Source organism: Lentilactobacillus kisonensis DSM 19906 = JCM 15041, from assembly GCF_001434135.1.
GTDB lineage: Bacteria > Bacillota > Bacilli > Lactobacillales > Lactobacillaceae > Lentilactobacillus > Lentilactobacillus kisonensis.
This window is the reverse complement of the sequence record NZ_AZEB01000015.1, coordinates 41,066-65,427: the sequence shown is the minus strand read 5'-3', so window position 1 is coordinate 65,427 and position 24,362 is coordinate 41,066. Positions and strand designations below refer to the sequence as shown.

General features: G+C 44.0%; 23 protein-coding genes. 6 read left to right on the top strand and 17 right to left on the bottom strand.

Annotated elements, in window-relative coordinates; genetic code table 11:
• Window positions 1-74: 74 nt before the first annotated feature.
• The 12 genes from FC98_RS14690 to purE form a co-directional block, all read right to left on the bottom strand.
• The gene (locus FC98_RS14690) at window positions 75-242 is read right to left on the bottom strand and encodes a hypothetical protein (protein WP_008857151.1); all 168 of its coding nucleotides are present in this window, start codon (window positions 240-242) and stop codon (window positions 75-77) included.
• Between the two features lie 196 nt (window positions 243-438).
• Window positions 439-1,668: a phosphoribosylamine--glycine ligase gene (gene purD, locus FC98_RS08795; protein WP_008857150.1), complete on the bottom strand. Its 1,230-nt coding sequence runs from the start codon at window positions 1,666-1,668 to the stop codon at window positions 439-441.
• Between the two features lie 346 nt (window positions 1,669-2,014).
• Window positions 2,015-3,544, bottom strand: a complete 1,530-nt coding sequence (gene purH, locus FC98_RS08790; RefSeq protein ID WP_008857148.1) for a bifunctional phosphoribosylaminoimidazolecarboxamide formyltransferase/IMP cyclohydrolase — start codon at window positions 3,542-3,544, stop codon at window positions 2,015-2,017.
• Window positions 3,544-4,131, bottom strand: a complete 588-nt coding sequence (purN, locus tag FC98_RS08785) for a phosphoribosylglycinamide formyltransferase (protein ID WP_056949456.1) — start codon at window positions 4,129-4,131, stop codon at window positions 3,544-3,546. Before purN ends, purH begins: the two co-directional genes overlap by 1 nt.
• 2 nt (window positions 4,132-4,133) lie before the next feature.
• Window positions 4,134-5,147 carry a phosphoribosylformylglycinamidine cyclo-ligase gene (purM, locus tag FC98_RS08780; protein WP_056949455.1) on the bottom strand — a complete coding sequence of 338 codons (1,014 nt, stop codon included), beginning with the start codon at window positions 5,145-5,147 and terminating at the stop codon, window positions 4,134-4,136.
• Between the two features lie 10 nt (window positions 5,148-5,157).
• On the bottom strand, window positions 5,158-6,600 hold the full coding sequence (gene purF / locus FC98_RS08775) for an amidophosphoribosyltransferase (RefSeq protein ID WP_040471634.1): 1,443 nt from the start codon (window positions 6,598-6,600) through the stop codon (window positions 5,158-5,160).
• Window positions 6,585-8,822 carry a phosphoribosylformylglycinamidine synthase subunit PurL gene (purL, locus tag FC98_RS08770; protein ID WP_056949454.1) on the bottom strand — a complete coding sequence of 746 codons (2,238 nt, stop codon included), beginning with the start codon at window positions 8,820-8,822 and terminating at the stop codon, window positions 6,585-6,587. The genes purF and purL overlap by 16 nt, the downstream gene beginning before the upstream one ends.
• Window positions 8,815-9,498: a phosphoribosylformylglycinamidine synthase subunit PurQ gene (gene purQ, locus FC98_RS08765; RefSeq protein WP_054655126.1), complete on the bottom strand. Its 684-nt coding sequence runs from the start codon at window positions 9,496-9,498 to the stop codon at window positions 8,815-8,817. The genes purL and purQ overlap by 8 nt, the downstream gene beginning before the upstream one ends.
• Window positions 9,495-9,758: a phosphoribosylformylglycinamidine synthase subunit PurS gene (purS, locus tag FC98_RS08760; RefSeq protein WP_054655128.1), complete on the bottom strand. Its 264-nt coding sequence runs from the start codon at window positions 9,756-9,758 to the stop codon at window positions 9,495-9,497. The genes purQ and purS overlap by 4 nt, the downstream gene beginning before the upstream one ends.
• On the bottom strand, window positions 9,758-10,498 hold the full coding sequence (gene purC / locus FC98_RS08755) for a phosphoribosylaminoimidazolesuccinocarboxamide synthase (RefSeq protein WP_008857140.1): 741 nt from the start codon (window positions 10,496-10,498) through the stop codon (window positions 9,758-9,760). The genes purS and purC overlap by 1 nt, the downstream gene beginning before the upstream one ends.
• Before the next feature lies 1 nt (window position 10,499).
• Window positions 10,500-11,633: a 5-(carboxyamino)imidazole ribonucleotide synthase gene (gene purK, locus FC98_RS08750; protein ID WP_056949453.1), complete on the bottom strand. Its 1,134-nt coding sequence runs from the start codon at window positions 11,631-11,633 to the stop codon at window positions 10,500-10,502.
• Complete coding sequence (gene purE, locus FC98_RS08745; protein WP_008857138.1) at window positions 11,614-12,102, bottom strand: 5-(carboxyamino)imidazole ribonucleotide mutase; 489 nt, start codon at window positions 12,100-12,102, stop codon at window positions 11,614-11,616. The genes purK and purE overlap by 20 nt, the downstream gene beginning before the upstream one ends.
• A 217-nt stretch (window positions 12,103-12,319) precedes the next feature.
• Between purE and FC98_RS08740 the strand changes: the two genes are divergently transcribed.
• Genes FC98_RS08740 through FC98_RS08730 form a run of 3 tightly spaced genes read left to right on the top strand, consistent with a single transcriptional unit; the run spans window position 12,320 to window position 14,566 of the window.
• The gene (locus FC98_RS08740; RefSeq protein WP_054655130.1) at window positions 12,320-13,018 is read left to right on the top strand and encodes an MFS transporter; all 699 of its coding nucleotides are present in this window, start codon (window positions 12,320-12,322) and stop codon (window positions 13,016-13,018) included.
• Window positions 12,991-13,548: an MFS transporter gene (locus tag FC98_RS08735; protein WP_054655132.1), complete on the top strand. Its 558-nt coding sequence runs from the start codon at window positions 12,991-12,993 to the stop codon at window positions 13,546-13,548. The genes FC98_RS08740 and FC98_RS08735 overlap by 28 nt, the downstream gene beginning before the upstream one ends.
• 40 nt (window positions 13,549-13,588) lie before the next feature.
• On the top strand, window positions 13,589-14,566 hold the full coding sequence (locus tag FC98_RS08730; RefSeq protein ID WP_191982001.1) for an aldo/keto reductase: 978 nt from the start codon (window positions 13,589-13,591) through the stop codon (window positions 14,564-14,566).
• A gap of 616 nt (window positions 14,567-15,182) precedes the next feature.
• Here FC98_RS08730 and FC98_RS08725 read toward each other — a convergent pair.
• On the bottom strand, window positions 15,183-16,517 hold the full coding sequence (locus FC98_RS08725; protein WP_008857135.1) for a dihydrolipoyl dehydrogenase family protein: 1,335 nt from the start codon (window positions 16,515-16,517) through the stop codon (window positions 15,183-15,185).
• A 91-nt stretch (window positions 16,518-16,608) separates the two neighbouring features.
• Window positions 16,609-17,415: a TraX family protein gene (locus FC98_RS08720; RefSeq protein ID WP_054655134.1), complete on the bottom strand. Its 807-nt coding sequence runs from the start codon at window positions 17,413-17,415 to the stop codon at window positions 16,609-16,611.
• A 274-nt stretch (window positions 17,416-17,689) separates the two neighbouring features.
• Between FC98_RS08720 and FC98_RS08715 the strand changes: the two genes are divergently transcribed.
• Entirely contained in the window at window positions 17,690-18,637 is a 948-nt protein-coding gene (locus FC98_RS08715) for a YczE/YyaS/YitT family protein (RefSeq protein ID WP_054655136.1), read from the top strand.
• Window positions 18,638-18,823: 186 nt separating this feature from the next.
• Here the strand turns inward: FC98_RS08715 and FC98_RS08710 are convergent, their stop codons facing one another.
• From FC98_RS08710 to FC98_RS08700, 3 genes are all read right to left on the bottom strand, one after another.
• The gene (locus FC98_RS08710; protein WP_054655138.1) at window positions 18,824-19,387 is read right to left on the bottom strand and encodes a ferritin-like domain-containing protein; all 564 of its coding nucleotides are present in this window, start codon (window positions 19,385-19,387) and stop codon (window positions 18,824-18,826) included.
• Between the two features lie 9 nt (window positions 19,388-19,396).
• Window positions 19,397-19,621 carry a heavy-metal-associated domain-containing protein gene (locus FC98_RS08705; RefSeq protein WP_040471627.1) on the bottom strand — a complete coding sequence of 75 codons (225 nt, stop codon included), beginning with the start codon at window positions 19,619-19,621 and terminating at the stop codon, window positions 19,397-19,399.
• A 71-nt stretch (window positions 19,622-19,692) separates the two neighbouring features.
• Window positions 19,693-21,603 (bottom strand): heavy metal translocating P-type ATPase, encoded by a 1,911-nt coding sequence (locus FC98_RS08700; RefSeq protein ID WP_008857129.1) that lies wholly within the window; start codon window positions 21,601-21,603, stop codon window positions 19,693-19,695.
• A gap of 465 nt (window positions 21,604-22,068) precedes the next feature.
• Here FC98_RS08700 and FC98_RS08695 point away from each other — a divergent pair, with 465 nt between their 5' ends.
• A complete protein-coding gene (locus tag FC98_RS08695) occupies window positions 22,069-22,710 on the top strand; it encodes an NAD(P)H-binding protein (protein ID WP_056949451.1) in 642 nt (213 codons plus the stop codon).
• A 280-nt stretch (window positions 22,711-22,990) separates the two neighbouring features.
• Window positions 22,991-24,322 (top strand): ammonium transporter, encoded by a 1,332-nt coding sequence (locus tag FC98_RS08690; RefSeq protein WP_056949450.1) that lies wholly within the window; start codon window positions 22,991-22,993, stop codon window positions 24,320-24,322.
• The last annotated feature ends 40 nt before the right edge of the window (window positions 24,323-24,362 follow it).

Below are 24,362 nucleotides of genomic sequence, written 5' to 3'. Positions count from 1 at the left end.
TTTCTAACTGGATCTAATCTTAGATTGTTTTGGTAAGTTACATTTTCACCAAGCGCCCGTTCAACTAATGGGGCTTAGAAAACTTGTGCACTAACAACATACAAGCTAATACCAATAATGCTGGTTAATGCTAAAAACTTAGAATATTGTCCCATTGTCAGCTTATGCCACTTAAACCTCACCTGAACTAAAGCACCTGCCAGTGCGGCCAAAAGGGCAATAACAATATAAATAAAAGCCATAGACGGGCTCCTTAACTGTATCCATTAATAACGGCTTGACTGTAAGTACTGTCGTTAATTAATAATTAATATCTGGATTCTTAAAATCGCACGTCTTTTAAACTATCACCTTACTTTATGACTTGTCAATCTTGGAAATAATCATATTAATCTGAAAAGAATTAAAGCATCGTTTCGAATCTATTGTGTTTAATTTTTATAAATCCCGGAACCCAATATCCTTCCGATAATAAAAGTTTGCCAGATCAATCCGACTCAACTCTGCATAAACTTTTGCCTGCGCACATTCTAGTGTTGCCGCGTGGTTATAGATGGTAAAAATTCGACCACCAGAACTATGACGGTGCTGATTTTTCTCAGTGACACCTGCATAGAATACGTTTTTAGGTAAATTAGGCAGCTCAATGTGTTGCTGTGGTGAGGCTGGATAGCCTGGAGCGGCAACAACCACTCCCAAGTAAAATTCTCCCGTCTGCCATTTAACCTCGGGCATTTGATGATCAATTAAAGCGGTAGTCATTTCGTAAAAGTCACTCCGCAGTTGCGGCAACAGGACTTGGGTTTCTGGATCCCCTAACCGTAAGTTGTATTCGATGACTTTAGGACCCGTGGCCGTGAGCATACAGCCAATGTAAATTACGCCCGCAAATTCGAGGTTCTCTTTAGCCAAACCAGCCATAGTTGGCTTAACAATTTTTTGAATCGTATCATCTTGAACCTGTTGATTAATGTGTGGAACTGGTGAATAGGCCCCCATCCCACCGGTATTGGGACCCACTTCACCCTCGTGGATCTTCTTATGGTCCTGAGAAATCGGGAAGATAACCTTTTTATCACCACCAACAAAAAGCATCAGCGAAAATTCCTCACCTTTTAAGAATTCTTCAATCAAAATTTCGTCAGACTTTTGGAAACTGGCGTCAATCGCTCCTCGAAGGTCAGCATTATCCTTAACGATTGAAACCCCCTTGCCAGCAGCCAGCCCATTTTCTTTAACAACTACGGGTAAGGTCAGCGTGCGAGCGTAATTTTCAGCAGCCTCCGCATCCTTAAAGGTCTTAAATTTGGCCGTTGGAATCCCATTTCGAATCATAAAATTCTTGGCAAATGTCTTATCGCTCTCTAGACGCGCCGAGCTTTGGTTCGGACCAAAGACACGCAAGCCAGCTGCTTGAAATCGGTCAACGACCCCCATTGCTAGCGGGACTTCTGGGCCAACAAAGGTTAAATCAACCGCCTTTCGTTGGGCAAATGCTACCAACTTTGCAAAGTCTAGCTCATCAATATCAACAAGTTGAATATTGTCAGCGGTCATCCCTGGATTCCCCGGTGCACAATAGACGTTTTCAACCTGAGAACTTTTTAACATTGTTGCTGCAATTGCGTGCTCACGGGCACCAGAACCGATAACTAGAACGTTTGCCATGGGGAATCTCCTTTGTGTGCTATATTTCTAATTGTTATGTATGAAGGGCTGAGAATTCAGCCTTTTTTGTCGATTAGGACAGCTCCTCCAGACAGAAACTTCCATATAAGCACCTTGGTCAAAAATTCCAAATCCAGGAATTTCTGCCCAAGGAGACTTATATTCCGACGGCCGTGAAATGCCTAGCCTACTCGGCAGTTTCTAACCTTCTGGATCCGCTCACTTGTTGTAGGACAGCTGCACAAAGCAGAAAGCTGCACCTAAGCCACTCCTACCAAAGGCCAAAACCCATGGCCTTTAGTAGGAGCAACTTAGGCTCCGCTTTCTAACCGCTTTACTCCGCTCACTAATGCCTGAAGTGCCTTACCCCCGTCATCACCATTGCAATCCCGAACTTATCGGCCATCGCAATCGAATCTTTATCCTTGATACTGCCACCGGGTTGAATAATTGCCTTGATGTCGTGCTTAGCCGCATACTCTACACAGTCATCCATTGGGAAGAACGCGTCCGATGCCATAATCGCATTTTCGTAACCATTCTTTGGCATTGCTTTTTGAATGGCAATCTTAGCCGAATCAATTCGGTTTGGCTGGCCCATGCCAACGCCCAAGGTCTTCGTGTCCGTTGTGACAACCACCGCGTTACTCTTCACGTGTTTAACCACGTGTTGACCAAATTGAAGGGCCCTTAACTGTTGCTCAGTAGGTTGAACCTTGGTAACCACTTTGAAATCAGGAATCTGATCAATTTGATGGTCGCTTTCTTGAATCAGCATCCCACCACTAACGGTAATTTCTTCAAACCGATCTGGCTGGTCGCGATGGCTTAAATCAGCCTTCAATAACCGGATATTTTTCTTCTTAGCAAGAATTTCGAAAGCCTCGTCCGTGTATGAAGGGGCGATCACAATTTCCAAGAAAATCTTGTGCATCTTTTCTGCCGTTGCGGCATCAATTTCCCGGTTCACCGCAATAATGCCACCAAAAATGGACATTGGATCAGACTCATAAGCTTCATCCCACGCCTTTTCGATTGTGTCAGCCACGCCGACGCCACATGGATTCATATGCTTCATCGCAATGACAGTTGGTTGATCAAATTCAGCCACCATGTTCAATGCAGCGTTCGCATCCTTAATATTGTTGTATGACAATTCCTTTCCGTGAAGCTGGTTTGGAATAATGGACAATTTTGAAGGTAACGCCTTGCGATAGAAAGCTGCCTTTTGGTGACTGTTTTCGCCATAACGAAGGGCCTGCTGCTTTTCGTAGGTTAAGGTCAGTTTTTCTGGAAATTCTTCTTCAGTCATGTAATTAGAAATGAGCGCGTCATAGGCGGCTGTGTGTCTGAACACTTTAGCAGCCAGATGTTTTCGGAAATCAGCATCGTCCGTGTGCGCCTTTAGTGCATCAACAACGGGTTGATAATCAGCCGGGTCAACAACCGTTAACACACCGGCAAAATTCTTAGCGGCCGCTCGTAACATCGAAGGGCCACCAATGTCAATTTGTTCAATTGCCTCTGCTTCAGTGGTTTCTGGTTTCTCGATTGTCTGCTTGAATGGATAGAGATTAACTGCCACCAAGTCAATCGGAGTAATCCCAGCATCTTTTAATTGTTTCATGTGATCTGGATTATCCCGCTTAGCTAAGATACCAGCGTGAATCTTTGGATGCAGCGTCTTAACCCGGCCATCTAGCATTTCTGGAAATCCAGTCACTTCTTCTACGCCCGTGACATCAACGCCACCAGCTTCAAGCGCCTTTTTAGTACCACCAGTGGAAACAATTTCAAAATCCAATTTCTTTAACTGCTTTGCAAAATCAACCAAATGACGTTTATCAGAAACACTGAGTAGGGCTCTTCTTGACATTAAATTTCTCCTCTTTCTAATAATTGTTTGATGACTTCTGGATATAATTTGTGCTCAGTCGCATGAATACGAGCTTCTAAATCACTTAACCGATCATCCCGACGAATTGGAACTTCTCGTTGGGCAATAATTTTGCCGGAGTCAATCCCCGAATCTACCCAATGGATTGTGACCCCTGTAGTATCAACTTCGGCTTCGTAAGCATCCTCAATCCCGTGGCGACCAGGAAAGTTGGGTAATAACGCTGGATGGATATTAACGATTTTACCTTCATACTTGGCTAGTAGCGTCGGCCCAATAATTCGCATATAACCAGCTAAAATGATGAAATCAATCTTTTCAGCAGCTAACTTGTCAGCGATGACTTTTTCCGCTGCCGCCTTATTGGGATAATCTTTGAAATGAACGATGAAGGTTGGAACCGACGCTTTAGCTGCCCGATCAAGAACGTGAACCTTAGCATGATCACACACTAATAATTTAACGTTAAGTGGCAGCTTCTCCCTTCTGAAGTAGTCGGTCAAGGCCGTGAAATTAGTCCCTTCACCCGAGGCAAATATGGCAATGTTTTTGACATCTGGTTTCATCATTAATCCTTTCGAATAAGTACTTCTTGGGACCCGGTAACGAGCTTACCAACCTGATAAACAGCTTCACCGGATTCGATTAGGGCAGCTTTTACCTGATCCACATTTTCTGGGTGAACGGCTAATACCATTCCCAGGCCAAGGTTGAACGTCAGCTTCATGTCTTCAAATGACAAGTGACCAATCTTTTGCAGGTCGTTCATTATTGTCGGAACGGGCCAACTCCCATAATTAAATTCCGCGGCTAGATTTTCTGGCAAGATCCGGGCAACGTTTTCTGGCAAACCGCCACCCGTAATATGAGCAATGGCGCCAATCAAGCCTTGATCTACAAGTGGCAGAACCGATTTCACGTAAATTCTAGTTGGCCGTAATAATTCAGTCTTCAAATCTTGATCAATCCCGGGCAGTCGATCATCTAGAGAATAGTGATGCTGCTTAAATAAAATATCGCGAACTAAGCTGAACCCGTTTGAATGTAATCCATTGGATGCTAAACCCAGCAACGCATCGCCTGCTCGAAGACTAGCCTTATTCAACAATTTAGCTTTATCAGCAATTCCAACGGCAAATCCCGCCAAATCATAGTGATCACCTGTATACATATCAGGCATTTCAGCGGTTTCGCCACCAATCAGCTTAGCGCTGGCCTCCGAAACACCCTGAACAACCCCAGCAACAATCTTCTTAGCTTTATTAGGGTCTAGATGACCAATTCCTAAATAGTCCAAAAAGAACAGTGGCTTAGCTCCCTGGGCCAAAATATCGTTGACACACATTGCAACCAAGTCGATCCCGACTGTTTCATTAAGACCGGCCTCAATCGCAACCAACAACTTAGTACCCACGCCATCGGTGCCAGACACCAGCACGGGATTCTTATATTTACCCAGTTCCTCTAAGGCAAAGAGGCCGCCAAACGCCCCCAGTTCAGAATTCTTGGATAACTGTTTAATTTCATCAACTAATTGATAGCCAGCGTTAATATTTACGCCGGCCTTTTTGTAGGCGTCCATTAGAAGTCCCTCATCTCATCCGTTGTAATTGTGCTTGATCACGGTCATATTCTTCTTCGTAGTCGTATAAGGGGGTTGGATATTTCCCGTCGAAGTAGGCAACACACAGACCCTTATTAGGGGCATTGGTCTTTAAATTAACCGAGTCCACCACCCCTTTGACGCTCAAAAAGCCAAGTGAGTCGCAGCCAAACAAGTCACGCATTTCCTCAATACTCTTGTTGGCAGCAATCAACTCGCGGACGTGTTGAATATCAATCCCATAAAAACACGGATAACGTAACGGTGGCGAGGCAATTCTCAAATGAACAGCCAAAGCGCCAGCATCCTTTAATAGCTTAACGATCCGTCGACTAGTGGTTCCCCGGACAATCGAATCATCGACTAAGACAACTTTCTTGCCCCGAACAACCCCCTTAACCGCTGAAAGCTTCATGTTAACGCCCTGCTCACGGAGTTCTTGGGTGGGTTCAATAAACGTCCGGGCAGAATATTGATTCTTTACCAAGCCCATTTCGTATGGCAACCCGGATTGTTGAGCGTACCCCATCGCCGCTGAAAGTGATGAATTAGGAACCCCAATCACCATGTCAGCATCATCAACGGGCTGTTCCCTGGCTAGTCGTTCCCCCATCCGTTTCCTGGCTGAATGAACATTCACGCCGTAGATATCTGAATCGGGACGAGCAAAATAGATAAACTCCATTGAACAAATCGACAGCTGCGTTTCATCAGTATATTGGTCAATCGTAATGCCAGAATCGTCAATTTTGATCAATTGACCTGGTTGAACGTCGAATTTAAACGTGGCGCCAACTGCGTCCAAAGCACACGTTTCACTGCAAACAACGTAAGCACCATTTTGAAGTTGACCAACCACCAAGGGACGAAAACCGTTGGGATCAAGCGCTGCATAGAGCCGATCCTTCGTGATTACCAGATAAGCAAAACCGCCTTTGATAATGTTTAGGGCTTCCTTCATTTGATCGTCCAAGTCATTAGCGCGACTCAACCGAATTAAATGCATCAAGTTTTCCGTGTCTGAACTAGAATGATAAATTGCCCCCCGGTCTTCCAAGTTCTTCCGAATTGAAATGGCGTTGGTTAAATTACCGTTATGGGCAAGTGCAAACTGGGTATCACTAAAATTAAATGGCAATGGCTGAATATTCTCCAGTAGGTTACTACCCGCGGTGGAATAGCGAACGTGACCGATCGCGGCATCGCCAACCATATCTTCAACGGCATTGGGTGAGTCAAAAACATCCGTCAGCAAACCAAATCCCCGTTTAGTTTGGAGATGACCGTCATGATTGACAGTAATCCCTGCCCCTTCTTGACCACGATGTTGCAGGGCAAACAAGCCAATATACGTCAATTTGGCAGCGTCTGGGGTCCCCCAGACGCCAAAGATGCCACATTCTTCATTGAGGCTTTTTACTTCAGACGGCATGACAATGCCCCTTTCCAAATCTTGAACGCCTTGTCAACATCGACATCAAAGTAGCCATTTGTTGCTTGAACAAACAAATGATTATCAGCGGTGACCGCCCCAAGCAGTTCCGCTTCCTTTCCCACCATTTGTTCAAATTTAGCTTGGTTTTCTGCTGGAACTGAAACCAAGAATCGGGATTGGGTTTCTGAGAAGAATTGGCTAACGCTCAGTGAACTTGAAAGATTAACCCCTAGTTGATTCCCAAACGTACTTTCAGCAATTGCCATAATTAAGCCACCCTCTGAGATATCGTGGGCACTGGCTAATAACTTTTCCTGAATGGCGTTGGTGATCAATTGCTGGATCTTAAGCTCGTAATCTAAGTCAAAGTCAAAGAGCTGACCAGAAATTTCCCCGGTCTGCATCTTTTGGATTTGGGAACCATTAAAGCCAGCACCCGTTTTACCGACGACGTAAACCAGGTCACCAGCCTGTTTAAAATCTTGGGTAGTGACGTGATCCAACCCCTTAATCAGGCCAACCATCCCAACCATTGGCGTTGGATAAATTGGCACGTTGTCATATTCATTGTTAAGCGACACGTTTCCAGAAATAACCGGGGCAGCAAACTTCTCACAAGCCTCACTCATCCCCATCACCGCTTGATCTAATTCATAAAATTGATCTGGTTTTTCAGGATTGCCAAAATTAAGGCAATCGGTAATTCCAAGAGGGACAGCACCAGAGGCCACAACGTTTCTAGCGGACTCGGCAACAGCCATTTGGCCACCAATCCGCGGGTCTAAGTACAGATAACGGCCATTAACGTCCGTTGTCATTGCGAGTGCCTTATCATAATGACGGATTCGGACAACGGCAGCGTCTGAGCCAGGGGCCACAACCGTGTTAGTCTGCACCTGTGTATCGTAAGTTTCATAAATTGCTTCTTTAGAGGCAATCGTCAGCTGCCCCAGCATTTCTTGTAAGGTTTCAGTTGGATTCGTAATTTGAGGTTGAAACTGATGATTATCTGCATGCTTTAAATGTTCAGGCATCGCTGATTGCCGATGGTAAACGGGCGCTTCAGAAGCGAGTGAATCGACCGGCACATCGGCAACGAGTTCGCCATGATGCAGTAACTGATACTGATGACCTTCAGTCACGTGACCAATCACCACGGCATCAACGCCATGATCGGCGAACACTTTCAATAGGTCATCTTCATGCCCCGCTCTAACGCAAAGCAACATTCGTTCTTGTGATTCTGACAGCATCAACTCAAACGCTGACATCCCAGCTTCACGTTGCGGAACCAAATCAAGGTCCAAGACCATGCCATTACCGCCAGCTTTGGAACCCATTTCGGCGGAAGAAGAGACTAATCCAGCAGCGCCCATGTCTTGAATACCAACAAGCGCCTCTGAATGATTATTAATAACGTCCAGGCAGGCTTCCATGACCAACTTTTCGGTGAACGGATCGCCAACTTGAACCGCCGACCGCTGGCTCTCGTGATCGGAATCAAATTGGAATGAGGCAAACGAAGCACCGTTAATCCCATCACGACCTGTTTTAGCGCCAACGTAGATGATACTGTTACCAACACCCGCAGCGGCACCAACTTCAATTTTATCTAAATCCATTAAGCCGACACACATCACATTGACGAGTGGGTTGTGTTCATAAGCATCATCAAAAGCCGTGTCACCACCAACGGTTGGCACACCAATACAGTTACCATAAGCACTGATACCAGCAACGATTTGTTGGATAAAATAGTTATCGCGATCAGTCTTTGGTGTGGCAAATCGCAGACTATCCAAACTGGCAATTGGGCGAGCACCCATAGAAAAAATGTCCCGTAGAATACCCCCTACCCCTGTCGTTGCGCCCTGAAACGGCTCAACAGCGGATGGATGGTTATGGCTTTCAGCTTTGAAAACCACTCCCTGGTTATCGCCAATATCAATGATCCCAGCGCCTTCACCGGGACCCTTTACCACGTGTTGCCCCTTAGTGAAGAACTTCTTCAAAACTGGTTTGGAATTTTTATAGGAACAATGTTCACTCCACATGCCAGAAAACAGGCCAACTTCAGTGTAATTTGGTAGTCGGTGTAACACGTTGTCTTTAATTAAGCCATATTCGTAATCGGTCAACCCCATAGAAAGATAGCTCTTTTGATCGCGAATTTGTTCTGGCGTTGCTTCTGTTTGAATTGGTTGTGCGACTTTATTCATAGATAACCCCTCGACTCTTGATGTGCTTGACGATCGACTGGAAGACCCCCTTGCCGTCATCTGACCCTAAAATATCTTCAACGGCGCGTTCTGGATGGGGCATCATGCCTAACACGTTACCTTGTTGATTCGTAATCCCAGCAATATTATCAACACTGCCATTTGGATTATTGGTATATTTAAATACAATTTGGTTATTGGCAACCAGTTCCTTAAGCGTTTCCTGGTCGCAATAGTAGTTACCATCGCCATGAGCAATTGGCAATGTGATTAATTGGCCTTGCTGGTACGCTGAGCTGAACATACTGTGATCATTGTTGACAACTAGCGTTTCATCCTTACAGATAAATTTGGCAGAAACGTTTTTTTGAAGACTACCAGGCAACAATCCGGCCTCAGTAAGAATTTGAAACCCGTTGCAGATTCCCAGAACCGGCTTACCACTCTTAGCGAAAGCTTGAAGGGCCGGAATAATTGGTGAAAGACGGGCAATTGCACCGCTTCTAAGGTAATCGCCATACGAGAAGCCGCCCGGAATTAATACGGCATCAAAGCCAGCCAAGGACTGACTCTTGTACGGGACGAGTTCGACGTCTTCTTTGATGATGTCTTTGATCGCATTATAGAGATCCATTTCACAATTTGAACCCGGAAAGGCAAGAACCGCAAACTTCATTTGGCAGCCTCCGTTTCGTCAATTTCGTAGTGATAATTTTCCATATTATAGTTTGCTAACAACTTATCGCAGATTTCGTTAATTTCGGCATCAAGATCTGCCTTTGATTTACCATCCGCAACCGTGAGTTCGAAGTACTTCCCTAATTTGACATCTTCAATATCTTCATAGCCCAGTCGTTGCAATGCGTTGTTAACCGCTTGGGCTTCGGGATTTAAAATTGACTTCTTGTAATTGACATATACTTTAACGAGTGCCATTAGTTAACTCCTTCCACTTTTTCAAGCCGGCCAAGGATTTCCTTATAAACTGGGACAAGTGCCCCTAACCCTTTTCTAAAGACATCCTTATCAAGGGACTTCTGCGTATCTCGATCAACCAAGCGACAGCTGTCAGGTGAAATCTCATCCGCTAAAATCAACTGACCATCTTTATCAATTCCAATTTCAACTTTAAAATCAACCAAGTCGATATTCATCTTGCCAAAGATTTCTTTCAACCGATCATTTACCTTCAAGGCAATTGCTCGGATCTGGTTCATTTGGTCTTCAGTCGCAATCTTGAGTGCCTCAACTTCAAAGTCATTAATGAAGGGATCATCTAGCTCATCGCTCTTGTAGTAAAATTCAGTGATTGGCTTTTCAAATTTCATCAGGTGCTTAACCGCAAACCGCTTCTCAAAGCTACCTGACGCGAAGTTTCTAACCACCGTCTCCAACGGAATAATCGTGACTCGTTTAACTAACTGGTTATTAGCGTCCAGCTGCTTAATGAAGTGATTCTCTATGCCATGCTTAGCAAGATCGGTAAAAATAAGCGCTGAAATTTCACAATTTGTTTGGCCCTTACCCGCCATCTGAACTTTTTTCTTACCATTAAAGGCCGTCACCTGATCCATGTAATGAACCCACATAATATCAGGATCGTTAGTGGTAAACATTTCTTTTGCTTTTCCTTTATATAAGAGGTCTTTTTTCTCAATGTGATTAATATCAGTCATTTTAATTTTCTCCCTTTAACATGGCAGTTGATTTAAGTAAGTCATCAATATTGTCACCCAGTACGGTTACGTGCCCCATTTTTCGTTGCGGCCGAATCTCAGCCTTGCCGTAATCGTGAAAATGCCACTCTGGATGTTCTTTAAGTAGGTTGCGGGCAAGTGTTAGATCGGTTCCTAATAGATTACGCATCACTGCGGGCTTATTCTGGGTAACAGCTGGAATTGGCAGGCCGCAGATGCTCCTAATATGGGCTTCAAATTGTGAAATATTGCAGGCTTCGATTGTATAATGGCCCGAATTATGTGGTCGCGGCGCTAGTTCATTAACCATGAGCTGATTCTCGTTAATCACAAATAGTTCAATTCCTAAAACACCGTAGAGATCTAATTTATTAGCAATGATTTCAGCATAGTGACGCGCTTTTTGGTGAATAACCTGTGAAAATTGTCCTGGTGCGATTGTCGTGTGCAAAATGTGATTTTTATGGCGATTCTCGACTAATGGAAAGGTGATAACGTTGCCATTCAAATCACGGGTCACCATGACCGAAGCTTCGGCTATAAATCGTTGGCGTGCTTCTAAAATACATTGATTAGCGTTATATAGGCGATCAGCCTGATCAAGATCAGCCGGTCCATTGATGTCCATCTGGCCATGACCATCGTAGCCACCAGCTGCCGTCTTCAAAATGGCCGGATATCCCACTTTCTTAACTGCTTCTAGGAGTGAAGCCCGATCAGATACTGCCGCAAAATTAGTTACCGGCAGGCCACAGTCACGGATAAAAGTCTTCTCATTAAGCCGCTCGCCGGTAATGTGCAAAAGGTCGACGCCTTGTGGCAGTTCCACGACCTTCTTAGCCTTTAGTAAGGACCCTTCGTCCACGTTTTCAAATTCATAAGTCAACACGTCAGCTTTTTCGGCTAATTTCATAAGCGCGGCATCGTCATCATATGCCGCCACAATTTGAAAGTCCGCAACCTGTCCGGCGGGTGCTTGTGGAGTTGGGTCAAGGATGCCCACATGGTACCCCATCGATTTGGCGATCAATGCCATCATCTGGCCTAATTGGCCGCCGCCAACAATCCCAATTGTGGCAGGTGGCAGGAGCGTTTTAATCGAATTGCTGCTCACTGTTTTTAGCCTCCACTCTCTGCTCGTGCTTTAAGTCCTGTAATTTTTTCTCAATGACGTTGTCGGTTGTAGCTAAAATTTGAGCTGCTAGTAACGCTGCATTTTTAGCACCGGCATCCCCAATGCTCACGGTGGCAACTGGTGCGCCAAATGGCATTTGCACAATTGATAGTAATGAATCAACACCGTTTAATGTTCGTGTTTTGATAGGAACACCGATAACGGGTAATGTCGTATTAGCGGCAATCATCCCCGGTAAATGGGCGGCACCACCAGCACCTGCAATGATCACTTTTAAGCCGTTATCCCTAGCAGATTTGCCAAATTCCTGTAATTCATCCGGCATTCTGTGAGCAGATATAACGTGCTTCTCATAAGGAACGCCAAGCATTTCAAGCTGTTCGCACGCCAATTTCATCGTTGGCCAATCAGAAATCGATCCCATCACCACTCCAACAACGTTTGCCATTTCAACACGCACCTTTTCGAATTTATTTTGTGCCTAAATCATACTTGGCATAGATTTAATTGTCAATAGTATTGTTCGTGTTTTGGTACAAATTAAGGGCATATTTACAAAAAATAGTTCATATTTTTACGCTTTAACGATTTACCTAAACTGTCTTTCATTTATTTTTTGCGTTACCATTAGAAACAATTGTTTTATCGTGATAAAGTTTTACAACATGATTAAGGGGGAAGAATCTATCAACTTATTTAACCGAATTCGAGATCGCTATTTAGAACCTGCTACGGGTATTACTGGCCTATTTGTAATTTCCAGCTTTATTTTTTTAGTTTCCTGGGGTGAAGTGAATCCGTTTTTGCCACTGTTTATTCAAAATGAGCTTCACGCCAATGCCACGATTACTAATTGGGTAATGAGCTTGTGCGTTGTTCTTCCCTATTTGGTAGGTTTGCTCTTGGCACCATTTTGGGCCCGGTTGGCTGACAAACATGGTGCCAAGCCGTGGCTATTACGTTCAGGCTGGGGATCAGTCCTTGTATTATTACTCATGAGTATCGTTCAAAATCCTTACGAATTAGTTATCTTGAAATTACTTCAGGGATTGTTTGTCGGCTTTATATCTATTGCCAATTCTGTGTTAATCCAACTCTCACCTAGAGCCAAAATTGGCCAGACCGTTGGCTTAATGGGAACGGTCACTAGCTTAGCGATGATCGCTGCTCCATTAATTGGCGGCTTTTTAATTCCATTGATGTCGTTCCGGCTAACGTTGGTCTTTAGTGCGGCAATCCTACTGATCATCTGCATTATCCTTCAACGGCGGCTGCCAAACACAAAGCGGCACCGATCAAGCACAGTTCAGGCAAAGCACCGATTTCATTACCACTGGTGCTCCTCCTCATCACTGCATTATTAGTTGAAGTAACCAGCAATGCCACTACCCCATACATTGCATTGGTCGTTCGCCAAATCAACGCAAGCACTGGCGACTTTCTCATCGGCTGTGCGGTCGCGGTCACCGGTTTATTTTCCCTGCTGACTGCAAAGGCTTTGGGAATCATTGCGAATCGATGGCCGGCTGCAATCACGTTACTTGGAGCAACTGTCCTAGGCATCTGCGGCTTCACAATTGCCGCATTCGTTGGGACGGTCGCATTATTCATTGTCAGCCAAGGCATTGTGGGGATTTCAAACGCCGGCGTTAGCCCGTCAATTCAAAACCAGCTAACCCAGCACACTGATCACGAACACATTAGCCAGACATTCTCCCTTATCCAGAAGTTCCAAACAGTTGGAATTGTCATTGGGCCCTTTATCGGTGCCTTACTAAATATTCGTGGCGGCTACCGCATGCTGTTTAGTTGGGCTGCTGGCAGTTATGCCGTCGTTATTTTGTTGATCATCATGCATTCCTTTGCTGCTAGAAATGGTAAAATTAAAGCATAGTTTAAATAACAGCTGTGCAAAGCAACAGAAGGAGATTATTATGAAATTTCGGACACTCGGAAAAACCGGCTATTCAATCAGTGAAGTCTCACTAGGAACTTGGCAGTTAGGTGGTAAATGGGGCACCCCGTTTGATCCAAAGGACGCTGCCGATACCCTGGCAGAAGCCTATAATCACGGCGTTAATTTCTTTGATACCGCCGATGGTTACCAGGATGGCGAAAGTGAAAAAGCAGTGGGTCAATTTGTTCGGTCCCATCCAGATGTTCACTTCACCACTAAAATTGGCCGCAAAGAATCACCGCTAACCGTTGACCATTTCAACCCTGAGCACCTCACCCGTTACGTTGATGAATCGTTAACTAATATGGGCGTCGATGCGCTGGACATGGTCCTGTTACACTGCCCACCAATGCCAACCTATTACATGCCAGAAACTTTCTTTGCCATGGATAAGCTTAAAAAAGCTGGCAAGATTAAAAATTACGGTGTTAGTGTCGAACGGGTTGAAGAAGCCATCAAAGCCATGTCATACGACATTTCGACCGTTGAAATCATCTTCAATATGTTCCGCTTACGTCCCGCTGACCTATTCTTTGATCTTGCAAAGAAAAATAACATTGGTATTTTAGCACGGGTCCCACTCGCAAGTGGCCTGTTGACTGGTAAATTCACTGCGGATACTAAATTTGCGCCAGAAGATCACCGAACAACTAACCGTAATGGCGAACAGTTTGACAAGGGTGAGACGTTCTCCGGAGTTGATTATTTGACGGGTGTTAAAGCCGCCAACGAGCTCAAAGAACGTCTTGGAACTGACAACCTCGCTGCGACTGCCTTACGATTTATTTTGATGTACGATGCCGTTTCAGCAGTTATTCCTGGTGCCAGCAACCCAACTCAGATTGATCGCAATACAGTTGCCGCGGAATTACCACCACTTACTGACGACCAAATGAAAATCGTCCGCGACGTGTACGATAAATACATCAAGAACCCCGTTGACTATTTGTGGTAGTCGTTTGGAAGACAGCCCGATTTAGAAACTTAAAAAGCTTCATATCAAAAAGCGCTATCCGACCTATTTTTGAATAGGTAAGATAGCGCTTTTTAATACAAAGTAGTTTAGCTGAGTTACGTTCTGAAAAAAGTTTTAACTGTCGGTCTAACCGGATAGTTTTTAGATGCTTTTCAGTAACTCTTCTTATGAATTTTATTGGTGAGTCTCAGGATGGGTTCTATGGGTTAGGACCGCTCCGCAAAGCATGCACATAAGCACCTTGGTCAAAACTCCCCAAAGCCATGGATTAATAGCTCTCTGGGCAACATTGTGAAAACGTGCTGCACCAAGCAGAAAGCTGCGGGTAAGCCCTACAAACATAAACTCCAAGTCAGGAATACATATCTGTGCTCTAGTCGGCTGTAGTATTAATTGGTGGTTATTCCGTTATATAGATTAGGACCGCTCCGCAAAGACTTGCATCTAAATCTTGTAGTAATTCTCATTTATATAGTGGAATGGTGCTCCGCAAAGCAGAGACTTGCATCTAAGATACTTCCGACTCAAACCCAAGCCCGGGGTTTAAGCCGAAAGCACCTTAGACTCCAGTCTCTAACCGCTTTGCTACGCACACTTACAATTGTCCCAACGTACCCGCCGCAATTGACGGGAACAATGTCACTAATCGGCCCAGCTGGTTAACATCTAGTTTAAATTCAATCGCCGGTAGCAACGTATTAATTGCGTCTTCAGCTTGATCACTGACTTCCGTAGCACCAACTAATTGATGCTTCTGGTTGTAAACCAAGACATTATCGCCGATCTTTTCCTTGGTTACTTGTCGATACCAGTCGTCTGGCAAATGATTGGTCGTTGTTTCATAATCAGTGTTATTGCTTGCTTGATCAGGGGAAAACCCAACTTTAGCAATTCTTGGCGACGTAAAGACAACCGATGGAATAGCCGGGTACTTAATAGGTTCCTCACTATCGCCAGCAAATTGGTGCATCAAATACATTGACTCAAAGATTGCGGTCGGTGTCAATTTAGGCTGCTCCTTATCAATGACATCACCAGAAGCATAAATGTTGGCAACACTCGTTTGCAAATGATCGTTCACAACAATTCCCTTTTCACTATACTTAACGCCAACCTGATCGAGGCCAATCCCATCAACATTCGGGGTTCGACCAGTTGCGTCCAAAATCCAGTCTGCGGAAATCTGTTGGTCATCATTGTAACTAATGGTAGCTCCATCAGTGATTTTGTCGATTCTTGAAACCTTCGCGTTAAAAATAAAATTAACCCCACGCGATTTCAGATCAGCAACTACTTGGTTAACAAATGGCTGATAGAATTTTCGCAGTACCCGATCGCCATGCGTCATAACAGTTACGTCCGCTCCAGCAGCGTTGGCAATTGTCGCAAATTCCATGCTAATGTAACCACCGCCAATAATGACAATTTTTCGCGGTAAGTGCTTTAAGTTCATAAATTCTTCACTATCATGGGTCAGTTCTTTCCCAGGAATATCAAGGCGATGTGGGTGCTGACCCGTTGAGATCACAATATTAGCTGCCGTCTTAGGTTGGCCGTCAACTAAAGCCGTATGATTATCCTTCAAGGTACCATAGCCCTTGATAATATCAATATTCACGGATTTCATTAAGCCGGCAATCATATCTGGGAGCCCATCAATCACGTCATGCATGTGCTGCTCATTTTGCTCCCAGTTGATTGCGATGCCCCCAGAAACAACCCCGCTCAATTGTTCAGTTAGCCGAGATAATTTCACTGGGGCATCCAGCGTAATTTTGGCGTTACAGCCGCGGTTAGGACAGGTGCCGCCAATTAAATCAGCTTCAATTACCCCTACTTTTTTACCAGTATTTGCCAGTGGAATAGCGCCATCAAAGGTTCCGTGCCCACTGCCGATATATAAGACATCATAATCGTATTGATTTGCCATAAGTGTCCCTCCATCTGTTTTTCAATCATTTTATTACAAAATAATCGTAACCCGAGAGAATTTCACAAGCAACCAAATAGCCTGACACCCCTTAGCCCTTCACGCCTAATAACACCGCAATAATATAAAGCCCCCATATGTGAAGCGGATAAAATGCATAGAAGAAGCCTTTCATACTTCTCCCTAGCTTGCCGTTATACATTGCTAACGGAATCACAGCTAAAACCATTAACCACTGTGTGTTGGTAGTCAAAAGCTGACTAAAATTAAATCCAGTTGATAACAAAGCAAAAACGGCGATTGCTAGTAATTGCCAATTGCGATTTTTTCGTAATAAATACATTAATGGTCCAAGGTACAGGAAGAACGAATTTTCTGCTGTAATTGGTGTTGGAACGGCTAGCATAACCACCTTAGAGAATAAACCAGCGTGAGATCCCATGAGAAATAAAATAAGCCCGCCAAATACTAACGGGATTAAAATGATAACAATCCCCAATATACTTTGGCCAATTCGTCGTGTCCGATGCCCGTCAGCAATTGTTTGAATTCCGTACATGGTTAAGACACCGATGAACAAATCACTAAAGATATTATTGATTAAGCCGAAGTTACCCATGCTGAAAAAGTGCTGAACAACTAAATTGCCAACTCCCATCACCCAAAAGCCAATTAATAAGCGTGATAAATAGCGCTTTTGATTGTGAGTGTGAGTAAACCCTTCAACACTCAAAAACATAAAGATCGTTGCTACTGGGCGACCAAACCAGTCAAGCCAATTAGGCGCCCCCGCCGCTGCAAACATCTCGTGAAAGTGGTCAATAAACATCAACGTAATTCCCAGGACTTTGATATCAAAATTAGTAAGGCCCCGTTTGTTAGTCGCCATGTCAGTCATTTAAAATCCTCCAATTTTGCATTTTGTTAATTGGTTAATCATATAAGTAACTAAGCGATGATTGAGGTTAAACTTAACGCTATCTATGCCGTTTGTCAACAAAAGAGTGAGCGAAGCAAAGCGTTCTGCTTGGTGCAGCACTCTGAATGCTTTGCTTCTGGCAACACAGATTAGGACCGCTCCGCTCACTCATTCTTGCATTTCCAAAACAGAATGTTAGAATATACCACAAACGTTTGTGGTCAATACGAAAAGATGCTTACTTAATAGCGATATGGAAAATAAGGATAATTCAAATGATGATCAACTTCAGAAAATGAATCGCACCGTTGCGGTCATTTTGAAAACTCTAATGGCGTTCATCGGCATCGCCATTCTCTCACTTGGAACCACCTTTTTGCGGGAAGGCCGAGTCGGACTTGATCCATTTACAGCGATGAACACCGGCTTAGCAGCTAAGTTCGGCATGGGGCTTGGGAACACCCAGTTAATTTCTAACTTAGTAATCTTTGTGGTGGTGCTCATTCTTGATCGCAAAAAAATCGGCATCGGCACCATCATGAATATGGTTCTGGTTGGCTATGAAATTCAGTGGTTTACGCAGCTTTATAATGATATTTTGCCTAATTCACTCAACTTTCTGACAGTTTCCGCTGATTTAATCATTGGATTACTATTATTTACCCTTGGTTCTTCAATGTACATGGGAGCCAGCTTGGGAGTTGCACCATATGATGCAATCGCACCAATTATTACAAATTTAGTCCATTTAAAATACCGAATTGCCAGAATTAGTCAAGACATCGTATTCATGGTCGTTGCTTTCCTAGTTGGTGGGCCCGTTGGAGTCGCTACAATTATCGTTGCCTTTTTCACTGGCCCCCTCATCACCTACTGGAATAAACACGTCAGCGAGCCACTCCTAAAGCGTATCAATAGTTTCAGCTTGAAGCCAACCCTAAGGAACGCTGGCACGCAGATTGCTAGCTTCGGCCGTGGTGGCTACCGCGCTGTCGTAAAAGCGTACAAGCTAACCGAGCAGATCCAAATTCATAAGGCTGCTTACACGGATTCTCAATTAGTTGAACAATTAAATGAATCACGTGAGCAATTAAAGGAAGCCAGTCAAATTTACGAAAACGCACAACGGCAGTATCGAATCTTAACCGAAGAAGCCAAGAAACGCGAGAACAGTTCAAAAACAAGCGTTGCAGAAAAATAATTCAGCGGATAATTTAAGTTAAATCCAGTTAAGTTACTCGTTAAAATGCAAAAAGGTCCTTCCCTTAAAATTCAATTTAAAATTTTAAGGGAAGGACCTTTTGTATTACGTTTGCTTAGTTATGATTTCACAGTACTCACTACAGCCTAACTTATTCGACTACGGCCTGATAACCACTTTACTCACTTAGAACTCATCGTCGTCTTCTTCATCCAATCCTGCCCGTGGGGTATTCCCCAGCAGGGCCTGCAATGAGGCGATGTTATGATTGTTTTCACCAAAGATCTTAGTTAACATCGTTGCTAATACCGGCCGATCTTCTTTTTCCGCTAGCCTAATGGCACGGGTGACAAACAGATTCTCCGTATCATAATCATGAACAAAATTATCAATCAACCATTCAGCGGAATGATACTTGTTTTCACCATTTTCCGTCAGCATTGCGTATTCAGTGAATTCTTTTTGGGTTGTTGGCGTCAATAGGTTCTCATCAATTAACGTTTCTCCCAGCTTATCCTTCTGGTCATTTGCCTGAACCAGCAGGTCGCCAAAGTAATTTTTCAGCGTGTTGGCGTTCATCCCTTTAACATACCACTTAGCTTGCTGCAACTTGTTAACCAGAACGACTAGGTTGGAAACAATGTGTCCAGTCATTGCCCCGGCAGTTGGCGTATGGTGATCGACATCGGCCTGTTTGACCTCAGCCGCAAATAAATCCTTTGGTGTTTGTTCTGCATTTTTAGTTGTCATTTTTCTTCCTCATTCCTTAACTTTCATTGATTGAACTTCGTAACCTAAATCAGTGATGGTATCAGACAATTTATCGGCTGAAATTTGCTCGCCGTTAAATTCAGTTTTAACCTTTGCAGCGTTGAACAGCACCTTAACATTTTCAACGCCAGTTTGTTTTTCTAATGCGCCTTGGATCTTTTGCATGCATGCCGGGCATGATAATGCGTCTAATTGTAAAATTGCTTTACTCATAACGATGACCTCCATTTATTTAATGATGTTTTAATTTGGAACGTTAATGCCATATTTCCTGACTACATAGATTAGGATAGCTCCGATTCCTCAAAAGATAATTGATCTGGATCAAGTTTTGCTGTTTTTGTGTGGTATTTAATTAATCTCATTGCATTGAAGATGACCACCAGAATACTTGCTTCGTGGACGAACATCCCGCTTGCCATGTAGATGTAACCCAGCATTAAACCGATCAACAACAGAACCACCGTCCCGATTGCAATCACGATGTTTTCCTTTGTATTCGCCACCGTCTTCTTTGCAAGGCCAAATGCATGAACCAACTCTTCAAACTTAGAAGCCATCAAGACAACGTCAGAAGTTTCAACCGCAACATCGGTACCGCCACCCATGGCAATGCCAATATCAGCCGTGGCAATTGATGGGCTATCGTTGATCCCATCGCCAATAAAGGCAACCCGATGTCCCTGTTCCTGATATTTTTTAACATACGTGACCTTTTGTTCCGGCAGCAGTTCAGCGTGCACCGTATCAATGCCAATTTGGCTCGCAACTGCCTCAGCTGTCGCCTGATTATCCCCAGTCAGCATAACCGTTTTTTTAATCCCTATCTTTTTAAGCTGTCGCAGACTTTCGGCAACCCCTTCACGAATCACATCCGAGATTCCTAAGATTACTTGAACTTCATTACCAACTGCGATGATGACAGATGAACTTCCCTGTTTCTGAATTGCCTTTAAATCAGTTTGTTGCTGAGCCGAAAGTTGGATGTGGTTATCCACCATCATTGCGGCATTACCAATTAACACTTGTTGATCTTTAATGCTGGCTTGGACCCCACGGCCTTTAACCGTATCAACTGAATCAGTGGTAAATTTATCGGGGCTAATATTCCGCCCAGCCGCAAATTTAACCACTGCATTAGCCAGGGGATGATCCGAGTGCTGCTCGACCGCTGCTGCCATTGCTAAACTATCTTCACTAGCAGCATAGTTTTTAAATTGCGTGACCGCCGTTTTACCTTCCGTCAGGGTTCCAGTCTTATCAAACACTAAAGTATCAACGTTGGCAAAGGTATTCATCACCTCACCGCCCTTAATTAGGACCCCGTTTTTAGCACCATTACCAATGCCGGCAACGTTTGAAACCGGTGCCCCAATCACCAAAGCCCCGGGGCATCCTAGAACTAATACCGTGATTGCTAACCGGAAGTCTCGTGAGATTAAGCCAACTACCAGTGCAATTACTAAGACAGCTGGCGTGTAATACGTCGCAAATTTATCAATAAATTTTTCGGCTGGTGACTTGGTATCCTGAGCATCTTCGACTAATTCGACAATCTTGCCAAACGTCGTGTCATCACCAACCTTGGTAGCTTCAACCTTCACGGTCCCGTTATCCAAAATTGTGCCAGAATATACTGAGTCTCCTGCATCCTTAGTCACTAATTTAGACTCACCAGTGATGCTGGCTTCGTTTAAATTACCTGACCCATCAACAATTTTGCCGTCAACTGGAATCTGACCACCAGCTTTGACCAGAACCACGTCACCGACATCCACAAAATCAACGTCCGTTTCTTCCGTTTCACCGTCCTCACTGACTACGGTTGCAGTCGTAGGAGCCATCTCGGTTAAATCCTTGATGGAGTGGCGGGTCTTGGCTAATGTCTTGTCCTCTAAAAAAGTTCCAAACAGGAACAAGAAGGTGACAATCGCCGATTCGTTGTACTCACCAATGATAAACGCCCCAACCACGGCGATACTGACTAATAGCTCAATACTAATTGTTTTAAACCTTAAAGCAGAAATTGCTCGCAGCAGAATTGGAACTGCTGAGATAATCGATGCCAGGATAAATGCCCCGGTATAAACTAACTGGAAATTCAATAAACTTCCCAGTAACCCAATTCCAATTAAGACCGCTGTGATCAACGTAATCTGATTGATATGTTTATTAATGTATCGTTGAAATTTCATAATGCTTCGCTCCCGTCTTTTGATGATGGTTCAAGTATAGGGGGGAACGGCGAATAAAAAATTGATCTTCATCAAGTATTCGAAATTAAAACCATAACCCTTTGTGTATATGATCATTTTTATCTATAATTAAGGTGGTAAGTTGAACATGAGTATTAGGACAGTTTCTTCAGACAGAAACTAGGTCTGCTCACTTTTCTTAGGACAGCTGCGCAAAGCAGAAACTTCCATATAAGCACCTTGGGTAAAAATTCCAGAACCGGGAATTTCCACCCAAGGAGACTTATATTCCAGTTTCTAACCGCTTTGTTCCGCTCACTGTATTTTAGGACAGCTCCTCCAGGCAGAAAGCTACACATAAGCACCTTGAACGAAAATCCCAAACCCAGGGATTTCCGTTCAAGGAGACTTATGTTCCGCTTTCTAACCGCCTGGATCCGCTCACTATCAATAAGGAGGATCCCCATGAAAATTATTGTAATCGGTGCAACCGGCCGGGTTGGTTCAACGGTCGTCTCAAAGTTAGCAGCAAGGCCTGATATCGAAGTCTACGCTGGCGCCCGTCATCCTGAAAAGGTTCCGGCAGCCGACAACGTGACCCCATTTCACATTGATTTACACGATACTAAGGATGACATTAAAGAATCATTGCCCGAAGCTGGCAAACTGATTTTTACAGCCGGGTCTGGTGGCAAAGATCTGCTACAGGTGGATCTCAATGGTGCCGTTAAGATTATGAAAGCAGCTGAAGAAAAGGGCATCCTGCGCTTTGTCATGCTAAGTTCCAAGGGATCCCTGACACCAGATTTATTTAGTGGTAAAAACCCGTCACCACTTGCAAATTACTTGATCGCTAAGTATTACGCAGACGAATGGCTGATGAATAACACCCACCTTCAATACACAATTTTGCAGCCAACCGCGTTGGTTGATAAACCTGGATCAGGAAAAGTATCTTTAGGCAATTACACTACGAACGAAACTAGCATTGAAAATGTCGCCGAAGTTCTAATTGGCCTCGCAGAACATAATTCATCAGTTGGGGAAATTATTGAAATGAGTACCGGAAATGAACCCATTCCAGAAGCCATCAACCATTTGTCATAACCCATTAAACTTAAATAATCAGCCAGCCCTTTGCATGACAATGCAGTGGAAACTGGCTGATTATTTTTTTGTAACATGTAACTTTTACTTACACTATGTGACCGAACGTAAACTTTTTTATTGAATCAGCGGGTCACGCGTTATCTTATATTCTGCGCAATTGAAGCCGTTTCCATAATCGCTTATCTTATTCTAATTTTCTAACCATTTTCAAAAACTACTGGTGCTTTTCGAAAGATGATGTTAGAATTTATAACATTAAGAATAAGGAAGCGATATTATGAATGCGGCAAATACCTCTTTTATGATTCTATCAAGTATTTTGGTCCTCTTCATGACTCCCGGATTAGCATTTTTCTATGGGGGCCTTGTTTCAAAACGAAACGTCGTCAATACCATGTTGTCTGTCTTTGTCATGACCGGTGTGGCAATTGTATTATGGATCGTTATCGGCTACTCATTATCATTTTCTGGCAACATTGGTGGTGTTGTTGGCAATGTCACGCATTTCTTTATGAATGGCATCGATTTGACGTCGTTGACCGCTACCAAGATTCCAACGGGCATTTTTGCTGTTTTTGAAATGATGTTTGCCATTATTACACCAGCCCTATTCGTTGGTGCCGTTGTCGGTCGAATTAAGTTCAACTTTTTGTTAGCATTCTTAGTCCTTTGGTCAATCATCATCTACTACCCAATGGTCCATTTGGTTTGGAGCCCTCACGGCATTCTCTATGGACTGGGTGTCCTTGATTTCGCCGGCGGTACCGTTGTTCATATCAATGCCGGGGTAACCGCCTTCGTTCTTTCCGCTTTCTTAGGTAAACGAATTAAATTTGGTGACCGCCCCCACAATCACTACAATTTACCGTGGGTTCTATTAGGCGCAACCATTTTGTGGATCGGCTGGTACGGCTTTAATGCTGGTTCAGCGTTAGGCGTTAATAACATCGCCGCTCAAGCAACTATCACGACGACCATGTCAACCGGAACCGCCATGGTTACTTGGATGATCCTCGATATGGTCATTAGTGGTAAACCAACTTTGGTGGGTGTTTGTACCGGGACCCTCTGTGGGTTAGTTGGCATCACGCCAGCCTGTGGGTTCGTTACGATTGCCGGCTCGTTTTGGATTGGGATGTTCTCAACCTTTGCCAGCTACTTCTTTGTCAATTATTTGAAGGATCGCATTGGCGTTGACGATGCACTTGATGCTTTTGGTTGCCACGGGGTTAGCGGAATTGTCGGCAGCATTGCTACTGGATTATTTGCCACTAAAACCGTTAATCCGGTCGTAACTCATAACGGCATCTTCTACGGCGGTGGTTTCTATCAATTTGGCATTCAGCTACTCGCCACCGCAGCCACGATTGTCTTTGTCGCCATTGCCGCATCAATCATCATTAAGGGATTAAGCTTATTCATGCCAATGCGGGTTGACCGTAAGGAGGAAAAGCTAGGGCTCGACCAAGGTGAACACGGCGAGGAAGCTGATTACACGGTTCACATGAGTGATGATCTTGATGAATACCGTTCGGATATGTCCCTGTACTCAAAAGAATTCAAAGGCCAGTTAGCTGATTTGAAGCCTAAGGGACCATCGGTTAAATAAAGAACGTTACTTAGTTTTCAACAGTGGATGGGCTTTTATT